21 protein-coding genes and 1 pseudogene are annotated in these 23,195 nt (G+C 41.4%); 13 read left to right on the top strand and 9 right to left on the bottom strand.

Annotated features, from left to right (window positions below):
• The first annotated feature begins 189 nt into the window (after nucleotides 1-189).
• Together Q1W14_RS18205 and Q1W14_RS18200 are read left to right on the top strand one after the other, a co-directional pair.
• Nucleotides 190-2,304 (top strand): glycoside hydrolase family 3 C-terminal domain-containing protein, encoded by a 2,115-nt coding sequence (locus Q1W14_RS18205; protein WP_300704034.1) that lies wholly within the window; start codon nucleotides 190-192, stop codon nucleotides 2,302-2,304.
• 234 nt (nucleotides 2,305-2,538) lie between these two features.
• Nucleotides 2,539-3,528 carry a serine hydrolase gene (locus Q1W14_RS18200; protein WP_300704020.1) on the top strand — a complete coding sequence of 330 codons (990 nt, stop codon included), beginning with the start codon at nucleotides 2,539-2,541 and terminating at the stop codon, nucleotides 3,526-3,528.
• 9 nt (nucleotides 3,529-3,537) lie between these two features.
• Here Q1W14_RS18200 and Q1W14_RS18195 read toward each other — a convergent pair whose 3' ends face one another.
• The 3 genes from Q1W14_RS18195 to Q1W14_RS18185 all read right to left on the bottom strand — a co-directional run bounded on the left by Q1W14_RS18195 (nucleotide 3,538) and on the right by Q1W14_RS18185 (nucleotide 6,869).
• Nucleotides 3,538-3,957 carry a transcriptional repressor gene (locus Q1W14_RS18195; protein ID WP_300704019.1) on the bottom strand — a complete coding sequence of 140 codons (420 nt, stop codon included), beginning with the start codon at nucleotides 3,955-3,957 and terminating at the stop codon, nucleotides 3,538-3,540.
• A 7-nt stretch (nucleotides 3,958-3,964) separates the two neighbouring features.
• Nucleotides 3,965-5,911, bottom strand: coding sequence for a heavy metal translocating P-type ATPase (locus Q1W14_RS18190; protein WP_300704016.1), 1,947 nt, complete (start codon nucleotides 5,909-5,911; stop codon nucleotides 3,965-3,967).
• Between the two features lie 76 nt (nucleotides 5,912-5,987).
• On the bottom strand, nucleotides 5,988-6,869 hold the full coding sequence (locus Q1W14_RS18185; protein WP_300704014.1) for a hypothetical protein: 882 nt from the start codon (nucleotides 6,867-6,869) through the stop codon (nucleotides 5,988-5,990).
• Between the two features lie 197 nt (nucleotides 6,870-7,066).
• On the opposite strand from Q1W14_RS18185, the gene phnX reads away from it, so the two are divergent.
• Together phnX and Q1W14_RS18175 are read left to right on the top strand one after the other, a co-directional pair.
• Complete coding sequence (phnX, locus tag Q1W14_RS18180; protein WP_300704012.1) at nucleotides 7,067-7,858, top strand: phosphonoacetaldehyde hydrolase; 792 nt, start codon at nucleotides 7,067-7,069, stop codon at nucleotides 7,856-7,858.
• Nucleotides 7,859-7,888: 30 nt separating this feature from the next.
• Nucleotides 7,889-8,977: a 2-aminoethylphosphonate--pyruvate transaminase gene (locus Q1W14_RS18175; protein WP_300704010.1), complete on the top strand. Its 1,089-nt coding sequence runs from the start codon at nucleotides 7,889-7,891 to the stop codon at nucleotides 8,975-8,977.
• 66 nt (nucleotides 8,978-9,043) lie between these two features.
• On the opposite strand, the gene Q1W14_RS18170 is transcribed toward Q1W14_RS18175, so the two are convergent.
• The gene (locus Q1W14_RS18170; protein WP_300704008.1) at nucleotides 9,044-9,427 is read right to left on the bottom strand and encodes an L-rhamnose mutarotase; all 384 of its coding nucleotides are present in this window, start codon (nucleotides 9,425-9,427) and stop codon (nucleotides 9,044-9,046) included.
• A 20-nt stretch (nucleotides 9,428-9,447) separates the two neighbouring features.
• Nucleotides 9,448-11,094, bottom strand: coding sequence for an alpha-L-fucosidase (locus Q1W14_RS18165; protein WP_300704005.1), 1,647 nt, complete (start codon nucleotides 11,092-11,094; stop codon nucleotides 9,448-9,450).
• Nucleotides 11,095-11,200: 106 nt separating this feature from the next.
• Between Q1W14_RS18165 and Q1W14_RS22020 the strand changes: the two are divergent.
• The 5 genes and pseudogenes from Q1W14_RS22020 to dinB form a co-directional block, all read left to right on the top strand.
• A pseudogene (locus Q1W14_RS22020) lies at nucleotides 11,201-11,260 on the top strand (AraC family transcriptional regulator); the annotation flags it as partial.
• Between the two features lie 114 nt (nucleotides 11,261-11,374).
• Complete coding sequence (locus tag Q1W14_RS18160) at nucleotides 11,375-12,418, top strand: L,D-transpeptidase (RefSeq protein WP_300704003.1); 1,044 nt, start codon at nucleotides 11,375-11,377, stop codon at nucleotides 12,416-12,418.
• Nucleotides 12,419-12,502: 84 nt separating this feature from the next.
• Nucleotides 12,503-13,219: a murein L,D-transpeptidase catalytic domain family protein gene (locus Q1W14_RS18155; protein ID WP_300704000.1), complete on the top strand. Its 717-nt coding sequence runs from the start codon at nucleotides 12,503-12,505 to the stop codon at nucleotides 13,217-13,219.
• Nucleotides 13,220-13,266: 47 nt separating this feature from the next.
• Complete coding sequence (locus Q1W14_RS18150) at nucleotides 13,267-14,613, top strand: MATE family efflux transporter (RefSeq protein WP_300703999.1); 1,347 nt, start codon at nucleotides 13,267-13,269, stop codon at nucleotides 14,611-14,613.
• A gap of 29 nt (nucleotides 14,614-14,642) precedes the next feature.
• A complete protein-coding gene (gene dinB, locus Q1W14_RS18145; RefSeq protein WP_300703996.1) occupies nucleotides 14,643-15,737 on the top strand; it encodes a DNA polymerase IV in 1,095 nt (364 codons plus the stop codon).
• Here the strand turns inward: dinB and Q1W14_RS18140 are convergent.
• Nucleotides 15,732-16,706 carry an alpha/beta fold hydrolase gene (locus tag Q1W14_RS18140; protein ID WP_300703993.1) on the bottom strand — a complete coding sequence of 325 codons (975 nt, stop codon included), beginning with the start codon at nucleotides 16,704-16,706 and terminating at the stop codon, nucleotides 15,732-15,734. The two genes, dinB and Q1W14_RS18140, sit on opposite strands and share 6 nt — an antisense overlap.
• Before the next feature lie 121 nt (nucleotides 16,707-16,827).
• Between Q1W14_RS18140 and Q1W14_RS18135 the strand changes: the two genes are divergently transcribed.
• A complete protein-coding gene (locus tag Q1W14_RS18135; protein ID WP_300703992.1) occupies nucleotides 16,828-17,202 on the top strand; it encodes a YccF domain-containing protein in 375 nt (124 codons plus the stop codon).
• A gap of 7 nt (nucleotides 17,203-17,209) precedes the next feature.
• Here the strand turns inward: Q1W14_RS18135 and Q1W14_RS18130 are convergent, their stop codons facing one another.
• From Q1W14_RS18130 to Q1W14_RS18120, 3 genes are all read right to left on the bottom strand, one after another.
• Entirely contained in the window at nucleotides 17,210-17,617 is a 408-nt protein-coding gene (locus Q1W14_RS18130) for an HsmA family protein (RefSeq protein ID WP_300703989.1), read from the bottom strand.
• Between the two features lie 87 nt (nucleotides 17,618-17,704).
• Complete coding sequence (locus Q1W14_RS18125) at nucleotides 17,705-18,838, bottom strand: AAA family ATPase (protein WP_300703987.1); 1,134 nt, start codon at nucleotides 18,836-18,838, stop codon at nucleotides 17,705-17,707.
• A gap of 387 nt (nucleotides 18,839-19,225) precedes the next feature.
• The gene (locus tag Q1W14_RS18120; RefSeq protein WP_300703984.1) at nucleotides 19,226-19,510 is read right to left on the bottom strand and encodes a hypothetical protein; all 285 of its coding nucleotides are present in this window, start codon (nucleotides 19,508-19,510) and stop codon (nucleotides 19,226-19,228) included.
• 563 nt (nucleotides 19,511-20,073) lie between these two features.
• Here Q1W14_RS18120 and Q1W14_RS18115 point away from each other — a divergent pair.
• From Q1W14_RS18115 to Q1W14_RS18105, 3 genes are all read left to right on the top strand, one after another.
• Nucleotides 20,074-21,084: a site-specific integrase gene (locus tag Q1W14_RS18115; RefSeq protein ID WP_300703981.1), complete on the top strand. Its 1,011-nt coding sequence runs from the start codon at nucleotides 20,074-20,076 to the stop codon at nucleotides 21,082-21,084.
• Between the two features lie 405 nt (nucleotides 21,085-21,489).
• Nucleotides 21,490-21,864 (top strand): hypothetical protein, encoded by a 375-nt coding sequence (locus Q1W14_RS18110; protein ID WP_300703978.1) that lies wholly within the window; start codon nucleotides 21,490-21,492, stop codon nucleotides 21,862-21,864.
• A gap of 22 nt (nucleotides 21,865-21,886) precedes the next feature.
• Nucleotides 21,887-23,191 (top strand): DUF3575 domain-containing protein, encoded by a 1,305-nt coding sequence (locus Q1W14_RS18105; protein ID WP_300703976.1) that lies wholly within the window; start codon nucleotides 21,887-21,889, stop codon nucleotides 23,189-23,191.
• Nucleotides 23,192-23,195 lie beyond the last annotated feature (4 nt).

The raw sequence follows: 23,195 nt of genomic DNA, 5'->3' as shown, positions 1-23,195 counted from the left end.
CTTTTAGCACTCAAAGGAAATGTATCAAAAATGTGACTGAGTAAGATGATAATAGATTTTACATTGACTTACTCTCTTTTCAATATTTTTGTTGATTAGTAAACTTAATACATAACAAATATATAACGTATGAATTTGAATAACAAACTTCTTCTTCCATTATGTGGTTTGTGTCTTTCAGTGCAAGTAATGGCACAAAGCACTACTTCGTTGGAAGAGCAAATGCAGAAGAAAGCACGTGAGGTAATTTCACAAATGACGGTTGATGAGAAAATCAGCCAGATGATGAATGATGCACCAGGCATCGAGCGCTTAGGTATCAAACCTTACAATTGGTGGAGCGAAGGCTTGCATGGGGTAGGTCGTAACGGTCGAGCCACGGTCTTCCCACAACCTATTGGGCTGGGAGCTACTTTCGATCCGGAGCTGGTGCAACAAATAGGTGCTGCCATTTCTACCGAAGGTCGTGCCAAATTCAATGTGGCACAGAAAATAAATAACTATTCCATTTATGCCGGACTGACTTACTGGTCGCCCAATGTTAATATCTTCCGCGATCCTCGTTGGGGACGAGGTATGGAGACATACGGCGAAGACCCTTATCTAAGCGGTACCATTGGAACTGCTTATGTAAAAGGTATGCAAGGCGACGATCCATTCTACCTGAGAGCTGCCGCTTGTGGCAAACATTATGCTGTTCATTCCGGGCCGGAGAAAGACCGCCACTCTTTTAATGCTATCCCAAGTAAGAGAGATTTGTTTGAAACTTATCTGCCGGCTTTTAAAATGTTGGTGCAGAAAGGCCATGTAGAAGCTATTATGGGTGCATATAATCGGGTATATGGCGAAAGTGCTTCGGGAAGCAAACTACTTCTGCTTGATGTTTTAAGAAACGACTGGGGCTTCAAAGGACATGTTGTGTCTGATTGTGGTGCTGTAACAGATATCTTTACCGGTCACAATATTGCAAAAAGTCATGCCGAAGCTGCTGCCATAGCTGTAAAGAATGGATTGAATCTGGAATGCGGTGGAAGTTTTCATGCATTGAAAGAAGCTTTGGCACAGAACTTACTGACGGAAGCAGATTTGGATAATGCACTGATGCCTTTAATGATGACGCGCTTGAAACTGGGTATTCTTTTTCCTGACAGCCAATGTCCGTATAATGACATACCGGAATCTGTTGTTGCATCCGACGCCCATGCGGCAATTGCCCGTAAGGCAGCTCAAGAGAGTATGGTATTGCTGAAAAATGACAATACCTTACCTATTAATAAAGAGATAAAGACGATGTATGTCATTGGTCCGTACGCTGCCGATGCTTTTGTATTGATGGGTAATTACTTCGGAGTGTCCAACCGCTACAGTACTTATCTGCAAGGTATAGTAGATAAAGTAAGCGAAGGTACAAGCATAAACTACAAATTAGGTTTTCTGCCTACCACTCCTAATATCAATGATATGGACTGGGCACTTGGCGAAGCACGTGGTGCGGATGTCTGTGTCGTAGTATTAGGTAATTCGGGTGCTAACGAAGGTGAGGAAGGTGATGCTATAGCTTCTACTGCCCGTGGTGATCGTGACCATATCTCATTGCCCGAACATCAAATGGAATTCCTGCGTAAAGTAACTAAAGATAACAATAATAAGGTGGTCACTATTCTTACAGGAGGTAGCCCTATTGATGTAAAAGAAATCTCCGAGATTTCCGATGCTGTTGTCATGGCTTGGTACCCTGGACAAGAGGGTGGTTTCGCTTTGGGTGATTTGCTGTTCGGTGATGCAAACTTCTCCGGTCGTTTGCCCATTACTTTCCCGTTATCAGTAGATGCGTTACCTGCATTCGATGATTATACCATGAATGGACGTACTTATAAGTATATGAATGATAACATTATGTATCCGTTTGGTTACGGATTGACTTATAGTAAAGTACAATATAGCGATGCAAAGATGCTGAATAAGAAATATAAAGGTAAAGAGCCTTTGCAGCTACGAGTTACATTGCGTAATGAAAGTAGTCGTGAAGTTGATGAAGTAGCGCAGGTATATTTGTCTGCTCCCGGGGCTGGGCAGACGGTTCCTTATGAAACATTGATAAGTTTTAAACGTGTGAAACTTCAACCCAATTCTTCGCAAGTAGTTGATTTTACCATTCAACCCGAAGAATTGAAGATGGTACAAGAGGATGGAACTTTCAAACTTTTAAAAGGTGATTATACGATAACTGTTTCGAGTGCGGCACCTGGAACAAGGAGTCAGGAGCTGGGAGTAGAAAACAGTAAAGTTGATTTTAAAATGTAGAATTGTAGTATTCCGAGCGAAGTTATCAATCACACTTATAGGAGTGTTGCCTCTCACTCCTATAAGTGTAAGCCAACGCTCCTATAGGCGTAGGCCTACGCACTTAGGTGTGTAAAAGCTCATCTCTTTCCTTTTTATATATTCCCTTTTCTGTATCTTTGTGGAGTCCTAAATACCACAAGTTATATGAAGCAATATTGTATATTACTCCTTTTGTGCATTGCCTCGCAATGTATGAAGGTCCAACAAAATATAGATACCCTACAATTATCCGATTATCTATCAAAGATAGAGGGGCAAGTTATCGGTTCCTTGACCGTAATGAAAGATGGGAAAACGGTTTTTACCCGTAGATTAGGAAAAAATCTTATTCCTAAAGAACATGCTATTGAGATTCCGCTTTACAGGATAGGGTCTATCTCGAAGATGTTTACGGCGGTTCTAATTTATCAGCAAGTTGAGAAAGGATTGTTGAAGTTGGACGATAAGCTGTCCCATTACTTTCCTGAAGTGCCACGTGCAGAGGATATTACCATTTATCAGCTTTTGGAACATTCGGCAGGATTGGGAAACTATATCATGAAAAACGATAGTTCTTACACTTGGATGCTTTCTGAGGTGCCCCATGAAGATATAATGAAAGAAATAATTCGGCAAGGTCTTTTATATGAACCGGGGAAGGGTTTCAAATACTCTAATAGCGGTTATTTTTTGTTGGCAAACATCCTTGAAAAGATTACAGGGAAACCTTATCCTCAGATTGTAGAAGAGGCGGTTTTTCACCCGTTAAAACTACAGAATACATACTCCGGCATTATCAATGCTACTGAGATTGTAACTCCTTACCAAAAGAATGAGGCAGGAGAGTGGATCGAAGTTCCTGATTTCTATTTCCCCAATGTGATAGGAGTAGGAGAACTTGCCTCTACTCCCGAAGATGTCAATCACTTTCTGCATGCATTATTTTCCGGAAAACTCATTTCATCAGAGCATTTGCAACAAATAATGAAACCTTTCGGTACTGACCGTCATGGCAGAGGAATGATGTATATACCTTACCAAGAGCATAAATTCTATGGACATACAGGAGATACCTTTGGGGTTCATTCTATCGGTGTCTATAATGAACAGGACGGTGTCTCTATTGCTGTGAATATGAATGGAGGAACTATTTCGTTCGCCGATTTTTTACTGGGAGTGTTCAGTAGTATTTATAAAGACTAATACTTACTACTATTGTTTCGCACAATCCGGGCACAGACCCTTCAAAACATAATTGATACTGTTTAGTGTAAACCCTTTGGGCATGGTTACTACCGGGGTGGGGATGTTTTTCAAACAGAATGTCTTGTTACACTTTTCACAATGAAAATGTGTGTGCAAGTCTTCTACATCACAAGAACAGGTTTCCCCGCAAACTGCATATTTCAATGACCCAGTGCCATCGTCTATGCTATGTGCGAGGTGATTCGATAAGAATAAAGTGAGGGTACGGAAGATGCTCGACTTATCTACGGTATCGAGTATATTCTCTAAGTCGAGCAATGATACAGTGCGGTTGGTCTGCATCATTGCTTGTAATACAAGGATACGGATGGCTGTAGGCTGTATATCCCTTTGAGTTAATATGTCTACATATTTGTTTTCTTCCATTTGGCTTTTATTTTATAAGTTTCTGCAAACGTATCGCGTTTGCAATTGCAATAAGTGCAACGCCTACATCGGCAAATACAGCTTCCCAAAGTGTAGCAAGTCCGCCGGCGCCCAAGACTAATACGAGCAGTTTCACGCCGAATGCCAATGCAATGTTCTGCCAGACAATCCGTCGGGTCAATCTGCCTGCACGGATGGCGGTGGCTACTTTGCTTGGCTGGTCGGTCTGAATAACGATATCTGCTGTTTCAATGGCAGCATCACTACCGAGTCCGCCCATTGCGATACCTACGTTACTTAAAGCGAGAACCGGGGCATCGTTGATGCCATCGCCCACAAAAGCAATCTGGTTCTCGGGAATCAGGCTCAGTTCTTCTATATGCTTTACCTTACCGTCCGGTAGCAAATCGCCATACGCTTTCTTTACTCCAAGCTTACTTGCAAAAGTAGTGACAATGGCTTGTTTATCACCCGATAATATTTGAATATTAGTGATATTTAAAGCTTTTAGTTCCTCAATTGCTTTAAAGGCATCCTCTTTCAGTGTATCTGATAATAACAAATATCCTACGTATTCTGTTTCGACAGCACAAACTACGATGGTATCGGGAATAGTTGACAACTCTTCGGGGAATTTCACCCCGAACTTCGTCAGCAGACGGGTATTACCTACTAAGACGCGAGCACCATCTATATGGCTGGATAGTCCATAACCGGCTATTTCAGTAACTTCTGCTGTAGAAACAAGCTTTATATTCTTTTTCTCCGTATAGCTCAAAATGGCTTTGCCTATAGGATGCGTACTTTTGCACTCTACTGATGCTATCCATTGTATTAACTTATCCTCGGATATGCCTGGTTGTGTTTGGCAGGATTGTACTGTAAAGGTTCCTTGGGTCAGTGTACCCGTCTTATCAAATACTACAGTGTTGATCTGAGTAATAGCGTCCAGATAATTCCCTCCTTTGAACAAGATTCCTAAGCGCGATGCTGCCCCGATACCTCCGAAATAACCTAACGGAATACTTACCACCAATGCACAGGGACAAGATATAACCAAGAATACTAATGCTCTGTATAACCAATCATTGAAGTAAAATACGAATTGTGTATCTACCAATGAATAGAGAAAAGGAAGCAGCACTATCAATACCGCCAATCCTGTAACGATGGGCGTATATATACGGGCAAACTTACGTATGAATAATTCTGCCGGAGCTTTTCTTTCGGAAGCGTTCTGCACCATTTCGAGGATACGTGACAGTGCGCTTTTGTCGAAAGGCTTAGTTACTTTCAGCCTGATAACTTTATCGGTTACAATCATACCGGCAAGCACTTCCTCTCCTTTACGGATATCTCTGGGTACACTTTCTCCCGTCAATGCCGATGTATTGAATGCGGCAACTTCGCCAAGCATTTCACTATCCAAAGGAACTCGTTCGCCGGTTTTTACTTCAATGGTTTCGCCTACCTGTACTTTCCGGGGGGATTCAGAGATGGTTTCATTATCTCTGACTACTGTTGCCGTCTCAGGGCGAACATCCAGCAAAGCACTGATACTGCGTTTGGCTTTGGCTACTGCTTTGCCTTGAAAAAGTTCTCCCAAAGAATAAAACAACATGACAGCTACACCTTCGGGGTATTCTCCGATATAGAAAGCCCCAAGTGTGGCAATAGTCATCAGCGTGAATTCACTGAAGACATCTTTTTCCCGAATACTTTCCCAGGCTTCTTTCATAACCGGTACACCTACCGGCAGATAGGCTAGCAGATACCAGCAGAAAGCCGTATATTTCTCTTGAAAAAAAGGAACATCCCATGCATTCATGATTATCCCGCTGAAAAGTAGCAGGGCGGAAAGCGAAATCATCCAATAATCCTTTAATATATTGTTTCTTTTTACTGCCTCATGGTTTGAAGTAGATTCGTGTGTACAGCAACATTTGCAACTCATTGTATTTCCTCCATTTTTTGTTTTCTGCTACAAAAGTAGCGAATGGCGGATGCAACCAAGTTGCAAAGTCTATCATTTATATTTCAAGCATCTTTTTCTCTCGTTCTAAATCCTTCTCATTCAGTAGTGGAGAGGGTACTGAACAGGTTTTGATATAATCTCCCGGCTGGCAAGTATAATTATAATAAGATACTTGTTTATCTGTAAGATTCTCTTGTGCTACGAGTTCTCCTTTCAGTTCAAGGAAATCGTCCATGCTGGTACTATCAGAATGTTTGATGAAAATAATTCTTCGCGCTATAGGGTTGCGATTGTAATCCAGGCAGAGGTAAAGTCCTTTCAGCATGTGCGGGAAGTCGTACATGGGAAGTTGTAGATAGATGGTGAATAAAGCCATTTGCGGAGATTCCCGCTCGTTAAACATCATATAGGAATTCTGATGATTATTGAAAATGCCGATGCCTGAGTGAGTGGTATTGTAAGCACTCATGTGTATCACTTTTACGTAGTCATTGTTTTCGGAAGAAGTGATAAGATAAGGTTCTACTTTCAGGGCATTGGATGAAGAAGAGAGGCTATAGCTGATATAAATACCACTGTAATTATATACTTCCTGCGCCGAGCGAAGCATTTCTTCCGTCATCATGTCCAGAAAAGGATTATCTTTTTGTCCTACGGTAGGAGCCGGTTCAAGTTCGAACAGCTGCTCTTTCAGTTCTTTCAAAGTACCAAGCAGGCGCTTTTTCGATACATTGTTCACTTGCGAAAGGGCGTAATCCAAAGCTTCCTCTTCAGTGTTCCCTTTCTTTATGCTACTAATAAAAGTAGGAAGTACGCTTGAATATAACGATGACAATACACTTGCCGCCATATTGGTATGATCGGCAATTTCTTTCATTTTCACTCCTTTGTTACGTAGGTATTCAATGCGTTTATAGATATCCAGTAAATCGTTCATAATATAGGCAATGTAATTAAAATGTGTGCAAAGAAAAAGGATTTATGTTATGCTTCCGTTACATGAATGTTTCATTAATGTTACATTATAAGATCTTGATTTCATGAAAATTATTAATAATGGAAATTCATTTTAGGTGCCAATGACTCCCTCTATCTTTGCCGTCGAAATCAAAATTCAAATAGAATATTAGTGTCATGAAGAGAATTGAATGTATCATTATGGATTGGGCCGGTACGGCAGTAGATTACGGATGTTTTGCTCCCGTAGCCGCTTTCCTCAAAGCTTTCGATGAGATAGGAATCACCATTTCGATGGAGCAGGCACGTCGTCCTATGGGTATGGCAAAGATAGATCATATCCGCGAACTGTTCAAAATGGAAGGTGTGGGAGAGCGTTTTGAAGAACTTTATCAACGTGCTTGGGGTGAAGAAGATGTAGTTGCCATGAACAAGAAGTTCGAAGGCTATTTGTTCGCTTCGCTGGCCGATTATACTACTCCTATTCCAGGAGTGATTGATACGCTTGCCAAACTGAAAGCACAAGGTATCAAGATCGGTTCCACTACCGGATATACTCAGGCAATGATGGATGTTGTTGTACCGAATGCGGCAGCTAAGGGTTATACGACTGAGAATCTTGTAACTCCTAATCAACTTCCCGGTGGTCGTCCTTATCCTTATATGATTTATAAGAATATGATTGACTTGGGTATCTCTTCTGTAGATAATGTTCTGAAATATGGTGATACTATTGCTGACATCAAGGAAGGTGTCAATGCCAAAGTCTGGACTGTAGGCGTAGTTTTGGGCAGTAACGAAATGGGACTGACCGAAGAAGAAACCATAGCAATGCCTGCTGCTGAGTTGGAGTGTCGTAAGACTGAAGTCCGTCGCCGCATGCTGGATGCAGGAGCACACTATGTGGTTGATACCATCGAAGAACTTCCCACCGTCATTGACGAAATAAACAAAATATTGAATAAATAACAATCCTATTAACTCAAAAAATAGATAGATATGAAACCGTATATTTTATTAACTCCCGGCCCACTCACCACTTCAGAATCAGTAAAAGAAGCTATGCTCACCGACTGGTGTACATGGGATGCCGACTATAATGTACATATTGTAGAAGAAATCCGTAAATCACTTGTAGCTATGGCTACCTGCCATACCGGCGAATATACCTCCGTATTGCTTCAAGGCAGCGGAACCTATTGTGTGGAAGGTGTTATAGGGAGTGCTATCAAACCAAGTGACAAACTTCTTATTCTAAGCAACGGCGCTTATGGTGACCGCATGGGAAATATCGCCGAATATCATGGCATTAACTACGATATGCTTGCTTTTGAAGAAACCGAACAAGTGTCAGTTGGTTATGTAGATGATTATCTTGCTCACAATGCTGAGATTACTCACGTAGCCGTAGTACATTGCGAAACTACTACCGGTGTGCTGAATCCTTTAAAAGAGATAGCACACATTGTGAAGATGCATGGCAAGAAACTTATTGTAGATGCTATGAGTAGCTTTGGTGGAGTACCGTTGGATGTTCAGGAATTGGGTATAGATTTCTTAATCAGTAGCTCCAATAAATGTATTCAGGGAGTTCCGGGCTTCGGCTTCATTATTGCCCGTAAATCAGAACTGTTGCATTGCAAAGGCATATCCAAATCTCTATCACTCGACATCTACGACCAATGGGAAGCGATGGAAAAAGGTCATGGTAAATGGCGTTTCACCTCTCCCACACACGTAGTTCGCGCTTTCAAACAAGCTATGGATGAACTGGCCGAAGAGGGTGGGGTAGAAGCACGTCACAAGAGATATTGCGCCAACCACGATGTATTGGTAAACGGCATGCGCTCTTTAGGCTTCAAGACATTATTGCCCGATGCGATGCAATCTCCTATTATTACTTCTTTCCTCTATCCTCATGCCGACTTTGACTTCAACTTATTTTATACGCAACTGAAAGCAAGAGGTTTTGTAATCTATCCCGGAAAGATTTCTCAGGCAGATACCTTCCGTATAGGTAACATTGGTGATGTTCATCCGGAAGATTTCCAACAACTGATTGAGGTTATTAAGGATTGCAAATATTAATTGTATTGAGCTAAATAAGATGTCTTGCCCAAGTATGAATAATATAATACTTGGGCAAGATTTATATTATTCATACAGATAAAACATCCTATCCATTAACGTCCATTTTTGGGCAGAAGATTCGCCGGGCTTGCATAGTTGGAAAGCTGAGACATACTCCTCCCACTCGGCTTGGCGGGGTAAGGATGCCAATTTTTCCATGGCTGTATCCCATTCAAAATCCAGTGGAGTTTCTACAATCATAAACAGGCGATTCTTATCTATATATATTTCCATCTCCAGTATGCCTACCGAGCGAATACCTTCTCTGATTTCAGGCCAGGCACCTTCTTTACTGTGGCATTCTTTATACTTGGCTATCAGCTCAGGATTATCTATTAATTCCAATGTCTGACAATACCTTTTCACTGGGCAGTTATACTGCTTTACTTTGTATCCTTCTTCTTTCATTTTGTATTTTATTAATGTGTTTACTTTTTGATTCTGAATACCGGGGCAATCTTATTTACCTGCTTGTCTGGTAGGTTAATAAGAAGACCCTTGTTTGTGCGAGTGAATAGAACCTTACCGTAACCAATCAATTCTACCTTGCTAATCTTGCCCGGATACAAGTCACTATCAGCAGCCAATGATTTGATAAGTATCTGTTTGGCTTCGGGCCACGCCAGAACGGTGGCATAAAGGTTCTTGTCGGTTTGTGTGAAACGGATTTCTTTGGAGGTTGCTTTGTCATAAGTTCCTTCATTGAAACCTTGTGCATTGATGGGTACTGCCGATTCTGCAATGGGGCCTTCGCCAAATATCTTCCATGGACGGGTATCGATGATACATTCTTTATTTGCAGTCATCCAGTCGCCCAAATCGTTGAGAATAACTTCTTCTTTCTCATCAAAAGTTCCGTCGGCTCGTAAAGGAACGCTTAGCAGGAGGTTGCCGTTCTTACTTACGATATCAACTAGTAGTTTCACTACGGTAGAGGCCGATTTATACCAGTTGTTTTCATAAATGGAAGTGGTATAGTGCCAGCCACCGATACATGAGCAAGATTGCCAGGGTTCATCGATAATCTTATCAGGAGCACCACGTTCTACATCCCAAACCAGTGCTTTACGTTGTTCTTCATCCAGTATCTTGCCAAACATTACAGCTTCCAACTTTCCTTTATGGGTTGCCATGTTATGATTGTAGAAGTGAGAGGCTATCTTCAATCCGGCATCACTGATGGGATAGAAAGGAACTACGGTCACGTCGAAATAGATTAAATCGGGATTGTAACGGTTAATAGCATCCAGCGTACGGTCATAGAAGTTGGTGCAATACTCTTGTGTAGGCATAGCTACTCCGTTTCCCCATCCCCATTGTCTGTGAATCATTCCATCACTCCAGCTTCCTTCACTCATCGGATGGTTTTGGGCATATAACTCTTGAGGGTCATAGCCTTCCCACCATTTGCCTTTACCGTCGGCTTTGGTCAATTTACCATCGTATGGGATACCTGCTTTCGGTCCATTACGGTCGTAACGCTGTGAGGGTTCATACCAGCTCCAGGCATGGTCGGCATGGAAGCTGATGCCGAAAGGAAGACCATACTTGCGGGCGGCTTTTTCCCATTCGGCAAGAATATCGTGTTTAGGACCCATATTTGTGGAGTTCCAAGCTTGATACTTGCTGTCCCATAAATCGAAGTTATCGTGATGGTTGCCCAAGGCAAAGAAGTATTGTGCACCAATCTTTTTATACAGTGCCACTAGCTTGTCCGGGTCCCATTTCTCTGCTTTAAACAAAGGAATAATATCTTTAAATCCTACTTCAGACGGGTGACCGTAATGTTCCACATGGTGTTTGTATTCATTAGTACCTTCCATATACATGGAGCGTGCCATCCAGTCGCCCGAACCTTCTACGCATTGCGGACCCCAATGTGCCCATATACCAAACTTGGCATTTCTGAACCATTCGGGTACTTTGTAGTTCTTCAGAGATTCCCAAGTAGGTTTGAACTTTCCTTCCATCATTTTCTCATTCTTCTCCGAAACGGGTATAGGATAGTTTTGAGCTGTCACAGTTCCCGTGCAGCAAAAGAGGGCTGAGGCTATTATTAAATGTTTTGTTCTCATAGTATAAACGTTTCGTTTCTATTCTCTTATTTCGATACAAAGATAGAGAATGAATTCTTTTTATGATTATACAATGAAGCGATTTTAATAGGATTTTTATGAAGACCACGCCTATTTTAACAGACTCTTTAAGAAAGTTACAGGTGTAACTCCTCAACAATATTGAGAAACATATAAAAAGTAATTTCGCTTGTTTTAATCAAAATAAGTAATATCTTTGTTGATAGGGCAAATGCTTGGCAAGTTTACGAATAATAACTTATAAAAAGATGTGATTATAATGAAGCGTTTCTCCTTATATATAAGTATGGCGGTTATCAGTTCGTTGTTTACCGGATGTCATAACCGACCGGATGAATCTGTGACTGCGGTTGTGCAGGATATTGTTTTTACGGACTCTACGTCTACTCAAGATACTACAGAGATCGTTCTTCCCTTTAAGCAGAAGTTACTGTCGGCTGCTGATATCACCCTTACAAAAGATTTGCTTTATGATCAGCATACATTGCAAGATACCTATCCTTATAAAGACACTGTACGTTCTTTTAAGTGGGATGTTATCCGCAATTGTCTTGCCTTTATAGAGAACATGCAGCGGGATACAGCCAAATGGGTGGTACTTCAGAATTATAAAAATTTGAATCGGGAAGCGCCCTTAGTACGTAAATTTGTCCGTGATGCTTATCGCCGGGTAGCCGATACATTGGGAGTGGAGCGTTATCAATCGGTTCCCTTATACCTACTTAATGATACATTGGCACCTGAAATTTATGGTAGAGACGGTACCTTGGCGCATCTCATGGGGAAGGAAGGGAGTTTTTACCGGATACGTCCGGCTACTCTTGAGGATGAATGGCTGGGTCCTATCCGTTACTTCAAGCAATTGGACGATAGTACCAGTTTTAATCATGTAATCTTTGTGGATCGCCTGGACCAGAATATTGCAACTTTGGAACGAACCTCTGAAGGCGAATGGAAAATACGAAGTATGAATCCGGCTACAACCGGTCGGCATGCTCCACCATACGCACAGGAAACCCCTTTAGGAATGTATTTGCTTCAAGATAAGAAATCGCGTATGGTATTTTTGAAAGATGGATCTACTGCAACGGGTGGATATGCTCCTTATGCCAGTCGCTTTACAAACGGTGCTTATATTCATGGCGTACCTGTTAATGTACCGGCTACTGCAATGATTGAATATAGCTGGTCATTGGGCACTACGCCACGCTCGCACATGTGCGTGCGTAATGCTACTTCTCATTCTAAGTTTGTTTTCGATTGGGCACCTACCGGACGTACTTTAGTAGTAGTTATTGAGTAGATATTTCTATTTTTAACTATCTGTGTAATAGGTGTGTGGAAGGAAAACCTTAATTTTGTACCCGTTATTTCTCAGAAAAAGATTATGCTGCGATTTTGGTTATCCGTTTTATTCTTGTTTATTCCTTGTTCCCTGTTTTGGTTTGACGGTCAGTCGGCTTGTACGGCTGAGGTTCCTGAAACTGTAACTACGGCTGAGGTGGAAGCTTGTGCTATTCTGTACCGTTCTATGGATTTGGAAGGGGTTGTGAGCTGGAAAGCTTTTCGTCAAGCAGTGGCAGGTTATCATAAAATAGGGAACCGTAAGCGTGATATTTTGACGTTGATTGATTTTTCCCGCCCTTCTACTGAGAAACGTCTTTTTGTATTCGATATGCGGCAACGCAAAATGCTATTTTCCTCTGTCGTCTCCCACGGTAAAAACAGTGGCGAGAATTATGCTACTTCCTTTTCCAATGAATATGGCTCCTATAAAAGTTCGTTAGGTTTCTATCTCACAGAGTCTACTTATCAGGGAAAGAATGGATATTCACTCATTCTGGATGGGCTGGAGAAAGGTATAAACGATCGTGCTCGCGAGCGCGCCATTGTAATGCATGGTGCTGCATACGCCAATCCCTCGGTAGTAAGTAAAGGTGGACGTTTGGGCCGAAGTTTTGGTTGTCCGGCTGTGCCGCAAGCATTGGCTCGTCCTATCATTGATACTATTAAAGGAGGTAGTGTGATGTATATCTATGCAGAGGCTCCAAGCTATTTTGCACAAAGTACGGTATTAGATTATGATGTGAATCAATCTTTATAACCATAACTTTTACTACTTTTGCATCCAATTTAAGGGGTATTGGATTTATGGCGACATCTAAAGAAATGACGGAAGGCAAAGCCCTTCCATTGATCTTCAATTTTACGCTGCCTTTATTGCTGGGCAATCTTTTGCAACAAACATATTCATTGGTAGACGCGGCTATTGTAGGTAAGTTTTTGGGTATTCATGCATTGGCTTCGGTAGGTGCAAGCACTTCTGTTGTTTTCTTGATTTTAGGATTCTGCAATGGATGTTGCGGTGGTTTTGGTATTCCGGTAGCACAGAAGTTCGGAGCAAGAGATTATAGTACGATGCGTAGGTATGTGGCAGTCAGTTTACAGTTGGCGGCAGTGATGTCGGTGGTGTTGGCAGTGATTACAAGTATCTTTTGTGCTGATATTTTACACATGATGCGTACTCCCGATGTTATATTTACAGGAGCTTACTATTACTTGCTGATTACTTTTATAGGTATTCCTTGTACTTTCTTTTATAACTTACTTTCCAGTATTATTCGTGCTTTGGGTGATAGCAAGACTCCGTTTTGGTTTCTGTTACTCTCAGCTGTGCTGAATATTCTGCTCGACCTATTCTGCATTCTTGTTTTAGATTGGGGAGTGGCGGGAGCTGCCATTGCTACTGTCTTTTCGCAAGGTGTTTCGGCGGTATTGTGTTTCTTCTATATGATGCGGCGTTTTGAGATATTAAAAATGACTACCGCCGAACGAAAATTCAATGGCGCTTTGGCAAGGACATTAATGTATATCGGTGTGCCGATGGGACTTCAATTTTCTATTACTGCTATCGGCAGCATTATGTTGCAAAGTGCCAATAACGCATTGGGTACAGCTTGTGTCGCAGCATTTACGGCTGCCATGCGCATTAAGATGGTCTTTTTATGTGCTCTCGAAAGTTTAGGTATGGCAATGGCAACCTATAGCGGACAGAATTATGGTGCCGGTAAGCCCGAACGCATTTGGTTAGGAGTCAAAGCGAGTGCATTGATGATGATGATTTATTGGGCGTTTACCTTCTGCATATTAATGTTTGGCGCCAAAGCGTTTGCTTTGCTTTTTATTGAACCTACTGAATTAGAGATCTTGGATAACACGGAATTGTTCTTGCATATTTCCGTATCCTTCTTCCCGATTTTAGGATTACTCTGCATATTGCGATACACTATCCAGGGAGCTGGTTATACCAATCTTGCCATGCTTTCCGGAGTATCGGAGATGATTGCACGTGTATTGGTTAGTTTGTTTGCTGTACCCACTTTTGGTTATATTGCGGTTTGTTTCGGTGATCCTACAGCATGGGTTTTTGCAGTCGCATTTCTGATTCCGGCATTTATTTATGTCTATCGGCGAATACTTCGGATGAAGAAAAATTAGTGTATCTTTGTATCGGAGTTAATGCACAAATGATCGAGCGTAAGATTATTCACATAGATATGGATGCATTTTTTGCCTCTGTAGAACAGCGGGACAATCCGGAACTACGGGGCAAACCGCTTGCCGTAGGGCATGCGGAAGAACGGGGTGTGGTAGCAGCAGCCAGCTATGAAGCCCGTCGCTTTGGAGTACGTTCGGCTATGTCTTCCCAAAAGGCTAAACGGCTTTGTCCGCATCTTATTTTTGTTCCCGGGCGAATGGAAGTGTATAGTGCTGTTTCTCGTCAGATACACGAAATTTTCCATGAATATACAGATATCATCGAACCTCTCTCTTTGGATGAGGCTTTTCTGGATGTAACGGAGAATAAGCCCGGCATTCCGCTGGCTGTAGATATTGCGAAAGAAATAAAACTGAAAATTAGAGAAAGATTGAACTTGGTTGCTTCTGCTGGCATTTCTTACAATAAATTTCTTGCTAAAATAGCCTCTGATTACCGCAAGCCCGATGGATTGTGCACCATTCATCCTAATCAAGCATTGGAGTTTATATCCCGCCTTCCTATCGAAAACTTTTGGGGTGTGGGACCTGTAACGGCAAAGAAGATGCACTCTTTGGGCATTCATAATGGCGAGCATTTACGAGCTCGTACTTTGGAAACTTTGATTCGTGAGTTTGGAAAGGTAGGAGCTATCTACTATGATTTTTCTCGTGGTATTGACCTGCGTCCGGTCGAAACAATACAGATTCGTAAGTCTATCGGTTGTGAGCATACACTGGAACGAGATATAAATAAGCGTTCTTCAGTTATTATCGAACTTTATCATACTGCTGTAGAATTGGTAGGACGTTTGGATCGTAAAGACTTTCGTGGAAACACGTTGACTCTGAAAATTAAGTTCCATGATTTTAGCCAGATTACCCGTAGTATCACACAATCTAAAGAACTGCTGACACTTGATGTCATACTCCCTCTGGCGAAACAGCTTCTGAAGGAAGTGGAGTATGAAAATCACCCTATTCGCCTGATAGGGCTTTCTGTCTCCAACCCTCGTGAGGAAGGGGAGGAGAAAGGAAGTGTTTGGGAGCAGTTGAGTTTTGAGTTTAGCGATTGGGATTCATAAACTAGGTATAAGTTGGAGTGCCTGTGGTAGTAATTCATGTTCTCCCTCAAATATAATTAACTTTATGTTGTCATATTGGCGGGAAAAATGAATGTTGCGGTCTAAAAGCATTCCTTCTTTCGAGCATTCCGGATTGATGCGCTTGGTTAGTAAATTTATAATGTTTTTTTCTGAAACTAAATCAGGATCGGAAATAGCTTTGGCTAAGATTTCGTCGGTCTCGGATATTCCGTACTTTAATTCTCCTACAATTCTGTTATACATGTAGATAGAGTGGGTGATGGGGACTGGTCCGTCATAACCGTCGTGAATACCACCATAAATGGATAATTGGGCGTTCTTGCGTTTTTCTCTAGGAAAAGCCTGTTTTAAAGGAGAACGGCGTATGGCTTCTTCTTGATTAAGAGTTCGCTTTGCAGATATGGCATTTAAGATATCTTGTGCATATCCTTCTTTTCGTCCCACTGACTCCCAGTACCAAGCTTCAATATCAGATATAGGTACCCATGCCGAAAAAGATTTTACCGGATATTCTATTTGCATATAAGCTGCCAACGTAGCAAATCCGCCCCCGGAGAGTCCTATGATATGCACGTCTTGCGGGTTGGTGCATGTATTTGCCAAGGCATAATGTATGGCATCCTCAATGTCAGCAATAGCCAATGAACTGCACATGGCATCAGGTGTCCAGTTTTGACCTCTGAAGTCAGGATGGATGTAATTCCATTCATAATTGAGGATCTCGTTTGCTAATGGATCCATCTGGGTATAGTTGCCACTCCAGGTATGCAAACTGATTATCAGGGGTTGAGGCATTTCCTTTTTGCTCCTGTACATATAAGCTTTTTGCGTTTTTCCATCAATACTTGAAGGAATATCAACTTCTACAAAAGCAGTGTCCCACTGACTTTCTGCCGTATAATCACCGGATGAACCTTTGTATGAATGACTGGAATCTATTGTTGCCATGGTCGGAATCGGATTTATAATCACAAAAATAATACATAATGGAACAACAACTATATTTATCTATAAGTTTATTATCTAAGAAATAACACTATATTTGCGTATAGAACTAAAATCAAAGATTATGGGTTGTTTATTGAATGTTTTATGGTTGATATTCGGAGGTATTGTCACGGCAGTGGAATATCTTATTTCAAGTCTGTTGTTGATGGTTACTATCATTGGTATTCCTTTTGGTATGCAAACTTTAAAGATGGCAGGATTGGCATTATGGCCTTTCGGTAAAGAAGTTCGTAGCGGAGAACGTTCAGGAGGCTGCCTCTATGTTTTGATGAATGTGTTATGGATATTCCTGGGAGGTATTTGGATCAGCCTTTCCCACTTGGCATTTGGAGTGTTCCTATGCATTACAATTATCGGTATTCCTTTTGGTATGCAGCATTTTAAGCTTGCAGCATTGGCTTTAACACCTTTTGGAAAGGATATTGTTACAGTATAGGAAATCTTTAACTGTGTAATCTCATCCCCATATAAATCCCGATACAATAAGGTATCAGCCAGATAAACCATACAACAATACTGAACCGGTTGAAATGTTCTTTTGCTTTCGTGGAACCTTTGTAATAAGTCCAGATAGCCCACATGGCGTGGATAAACATCAATATAATGGCAAGCATTCCTGTAATGGTATGCACTTCGTCATGCAAATGCGTAAGGTGGGCTATATGTTCCATTAAAGTAGTACCTACGGCATCTGCACCTAGTCCTAAGATAAAGAAGACAAGATGCCACCCTTTCAATGTTTTCTGAATCCGTTCAGACCATACACCGATGGTATAGAATACCAATGCAGAAGATATAACACATATCGCTGCTATCAAAAAATGAATATCTACTTGGTTGAATGTTCCCATAAACTTAATTTTCTTAGCTGAGAACAAATTTAGTGGTTGAAAGTTCTAATCGTCCGTATTATTTATCTGAAATGACGCAGGACTTTTTTAGAATCCCACTCTGTTTTTTCCTAATGAAAAGTCTATATCTCCATAGTTGTAAATTTCTGCCAATGTCATGGGGACTTTTTGTCGAGGAATATTTAATCCTTCCTCTTCAATGAGTTTATTTACTTTGTCAGTTGTAAGCTCTTTAAATTCGTAGCGGGCGGCCAGACGGCCTTTTCGTAGCAAAGCTTGGTCCATATCTTTGAGTGGAGCATTGAAAGTACAAATGAACTTGATGCATAGTTCATCACTCAACAGTCCGTCACTGATATTCAGTATGTTTACCAATCCAGCATTCATGCGGTTACCACTATTTCTGCTTGCTAGTAGTTCTTCGCAATCTTCTACGATGAGAATGGAATTTTTCTGTTGGCGGATAAAAGTGATAAAAGTAGGGTCGGACAATTTGTCTATCAAATCACCACCCATATAGATCATTTTCTTTTTGCCTAAATTGATAAGGTAGCGGATATAAGATGTTTTTCCAGTTCCTTGCTTGCCATGAAGGATGACTAGTCCACTCTTATTGTCCTCAAGCAGAAATTTTTCTATTTCTGTGGCAACCGGGGAAAAATCATCGTTATAGTGCTGGTTTATCTGAATGGATGTTTTGTTGATTTGCGATTGTTTCAGACTGAAATAATTATGGGCATACGTTACGATGAATAAGTTATTCAGGTTTTCATAGTCTTTCTTATGGTTTTCGCATATCTGTTTGATATGGGAAATTTCTTTTTCATCGATATCTGAAAAAGCGATTTTTATACATTCATCGAAATAGGTAATTAGTAAATTCTCTTTGCAGATTATGATTGCATCATAATATTCTTTAACCGAAATTTCCGATTTGTTAGTTGTTCCTTCTTCATCTTCCTCCCCGTACTCTTCTTTTGGTGCTTCATTCTCAAAATTGTTAGAGTACACATGGTCGAGTATATCGAATGAACTTTTTTGTTGATATTCCTTCTTTATATCATCAACAAAGCTTGGATTGATTTTATATTTTATTTTGCGAAGTGAAGGGAGACGTTTGAATAACTGATAAAATAAACTACTGGTACTGCTATCACTGAACCAACCACTTGAAAAGTCAAAAATATCAGCTGGGTCTGAAAGGACATATTCTTTACTCATTTTTTTTATATTAGTGGGGCAAAGGTACTCAATTATTCTTCGTTGAGGAAAATTATCACTAGGATTATTTTGATAAGAATTCCGTGCTAATAATAATGTTCGAATAGCCATAGTATGATCACATTTATATGCTCTTGTTCGATGTGTATCTTTATATATAAAAAACGAATAGATTTAGTTTTATTGAGTATATTTGTAGTGTTATTAACTGTTAAATAAATGTTTAGTTCACCTTTTTTCTCCACCTCTGGAAACTCTTTATCAGTGTCTCCGGCGAAAGTTCCTCCTCTGTTATACTGTATTTTTCCATAAACAGAAGAACTGATTTCTTATACATGATGCCTTGCTTAAATTTATTCATTAGCAGGAATTCGTAGAATTCGATTCTTAACTGCCATTCGATTTTTTTTCCAGAATTTGGGCATTTTCCCGGCTTAGGTAGTTGTAAATGTCGGGTGACTTGCCGATAGCGGGGTGGGGCAGAATGAGTGTCAGATTGCCTTCGTCTTTCCACGAAGCGCCTTTCGGACGCTTGGTGGTGAGTTGGTACAGGGAGTTGTAGAGGATTCCGGAACTGGGTAGACGGACGGCACCGTCTTCCGTTGACTGCTCATAATGTACACGAATGTACTTTGCCAGGTAATTCTTTACCGGCAGTGTGATTGTAACCATTTGTTGTTTATTTGTAAATTATAATGTTTTGCTCCTGAGTCTTTCGACAAAGGATTTCAGTATCTGCTTCAATCATAAAAATCCATACAAGGATTTGTAGGACGGATGCCTGGCAAAGCATTGTTATACAAATGGTTACACGGGTTTGCATTCTCTTTGTGATAAACGGTCGTTTCCTCTACGATAATCGGGCTGTTTCTCTACGATGAACGCTCTGTTTCTCTACGAGATTCGAGGCATTCACTCTATAGTCTTGCACAAAGCTATACAAAAAATGAATGAGGAGGGTCACATACCAATATGGAAGTATTTATGGTGTGTGGATATATATTACTTTTTGGTATTCACCTTTCTTTTTGCGCGCCCGTTATAGTAAAAAAAGGCTTTTTTGTCTTGATTATTTCCTGTTTTATGCCTAAATACTTTAACGATGCTTAACCTACCCTACTATCAAAACCTTTTGATCTCCTCTTGTGTTGTCTCATGATTTCTGATATCATTTTGGTATTTTTAATCTATGTATCATTAAAAAATAAGTGTTTTACCTTTAAGACGAAAGAATTATGAATGAGAGTAACAAAAAAGAGAACAACAAGAAAGGAAACAAGCTTTTGAGTCTTACGGACTATATGCTTAGTGTCATTGAGGAGTTGAAAGAAGAAGAGCGCTTTGGTACGGCGCATGTTTATCAGTATGCCCTACGTGCATTTACAGAGTATGTGGGCGGTGGTGAAATCTTCTTCGGAGGTTTGACCCGACGTTCCCTTAAACTATTTGAGAAGCATCTTCGTGCCAAGCTTTGCAGTTGGAATACTGTTTCTACGTATGCACGTGCCTTACGTGCGATCTATAACCGTGCAGTAGATAACGAGCTTGTTCCCGGAGAGTTTCGCCTTTTCAGTGGGGTGTTTACCGGTGTAAAGTCTGAACAGAAGCGTGCATTGCAAGCGGAACAAATGCACAGTCTGTTGGATGCGGATTTGTCGGGTGAGGAGAATTTGCCTGCTATTGTGGGTGAATCCCGTGATTTATTTTCCTTGATGATTCATTTACAGGGCATACCTTACGTTGACCTACTGCATCTTCATCGTGACGACCTCCACACGGATGCTTCCGGGCATACACTTCTTGAATACCGCCGCCAAAAGACAGGAACCGGATTAAGGGTTACAGTTACAGCTGAGGCTATGAAGTTGATAGACAGCTATCGAAGTACTGATCCTGCCTCGCCTTACTTGTTTCGTTTCTTCGACGGTTTGGTTTCCGGTGAAAGCATCTACCACGAATATTGTAGCCAACTCCGCAATCTGAACTATGGGCTTTCCCTACTTCCGAGGTATTGCGGCCTGGAAGGAGTGAAGGTTAGTTCATATACTGCTCGTCATACTTGGGCAACTCTTGCCAAGTATTGCCAAGTTCCCGAAGAAATTATTTCGGAAGGTTTGGGGCATTCTTCCCTTGAGGTCACACGGACTTATCTGAAAAGCTTTGAGGGTGATGAACTCGAAAAAGTAAATCGGATAATAATTGATTACATATATACAGGTCGAAGAACCTTGTGGAATAGGGCTTAAATTCTGTGTTACTCCGTAAGTAACGGAAAGCTAATTGTTGGCAAAGATATGAATAAAATCGTAAAAACAAATTATAAAAATTAAAATTTTATACAGAACTAACGTTTTTCAGCTTATAACCTCGACAAACAAACAATAAATAGACATACTGTGCATCCTTTTTGCTATGAGAACACCACATTTCTCCCTTCCACGTTTTTGTGCTCAACATGGACTCTACACTTCCTACGCTCATTTCTCACGTAATTCTTATTTTTTGATATTTTCCGTGCCTATAACGCTTTATATTTCTTGTATTTGTGACTTTCCGTTACTTACGGAGTAATAATACTCATTACCTGTTACTTACGGAGTAACAGTAAAAGTAACAAACGATAAACAAACAAATAATAGACGAGAAAAGCCATGTTAACCCCTCTGACTCAAACAGCTATAGCACTTTTAGGAGATATCTCTTGCGGTTCTTCCAACCGTTTGGAAACTTGTATGTGTTCCCCGGAGAATCTCTACCTGCTTTTATGTAAACTTGTATCGGGTGGGCTCATCCGTTTGAAGTCGCCCGACTCCGTTTCCGGTGTTCCGTCGTCCTATCTGCTTTGCCGTCCTTATGGAACCATATCTCTTTTGGACGTTCTGGAAGCTACCGGCGAACACTTGAACTGCAACCAGCCTACGAAGGAGGAATTATATACCCGCTTTCGAGGTGCTGCGAACCGTTTGGGCGTCATCAATCAGATGACTCGCATTTACCTTTCGGAAATTAAGATGACTGATTTTTAAGAATCGAACAAAATAAACAGTGATGATAAGAGCCCTTCTGATAGTATGCCTTTTCCTGTTACCGGCTTCCGCTTGGTCCTCCGGTAGCGACACGCTTTGTGGCAGTCCCTTACTGCTCCATTTCCGTTTCGACCGTTCTTTGGTTGAATATGACTATATGGACAATCCACATACTTTGGAAGCGTTTAGCTCCCTTTTTTCGGATAGCATTGCCGCTACCCGTATTGACACTCTGGTCATTGCTGCCTATGCCTCACCCGATGGCAATGCTCATTATAACTTCCGTCTGGCACATACACGTGCCGTTGCTGTAAAAGGTTATCTTCTGTGGAAATATCCGCACCTTGATCAACACCGTATCCTTATCCGTCCGCAGGGCGAGAATTGGACGGGGCTTCGCCAGTTGGTGACTGCTGATCTTTCCGTTCCCGATCGTGAAGACGTGTTACGGATACTGGCTGAGGTTCTCGATAGGGAGCGTTGCAAGTTTCTGCTGAAACGGCTAAACTGTGGTTTCGCCTACGATTACATCCAGAAAAAGCTACTTCCTTTGCTTCGTAACGCGGCAGTTTGTACGGTACAGCTTAAAAGTTCGGACACCCGACCCTTAGTGCTAACCGTAACTGCGGCGGAGCAAAGAAACACCTCCCTTGTATCTAACGACAAAGGTATATATAATGAAAATAATACCTTTTTCATCCCTGTCATACCGGAAACTTTTAGAACGAATTTGGCAGTCTCCCGTCCTAAATTGACGGGTGTTCCCCTCATTGCACTGAAAACGAATCTGTCTGCATGGGCGGGGCTCACTTCAGAGGGTGACCTTGCCTCTTTTCGTCCTAATCTTGCGGCTGAATTTTTCTTCGCCCACTGCTGGTCGGTTCAAGCCTCCGCAGAATACAGTCGTTGGGAAGGCGGCAAGGGTAATAAGTTTTGGGGGATTTCAGGCTATAGCTTCGAACCTCGTCTCTGGCTTTGCGGTACCGGTACCTACCGTTGGCTTTACATCGGCACTTACGGGCAATCAGGAGATTTCGACTATCGTATTTCCCCCGATGCTGACACGGCTTCGGACAATAATACTATCCCAAGAGACTTCTGTTCTACCGGTACTTATTGGAGCACCGGGCTTTCATTGGGCATTTATGTACCCCTAACTCGCCGTTTGGGTCTTGAAGCCGGATTACGTGGTGGTTACCGTAAGGCTTCCTGCAAGGCTTACGAATACGAGCCTCCGCATGCTTATTATCATCATGATTTCTCTTCAGAACATTGGGGGATCACGGGTATTAACCTCAGTATCAGCTACCGCTGGTTAACCAAATAGGAGG

This window comes from Bacteroides sp., from assembly GCF_030151085.1.
GTDB lineage: Bacteria > Bacteroidota > Bacteroidia > Bacteroidales > Bacteroidaceae > Bacteroides.
The sequence above is the reverse complement of the archived record's forward strand: the minus strand, read 5'-3'. Positions and strand labels throughout refer to the sequence as shown.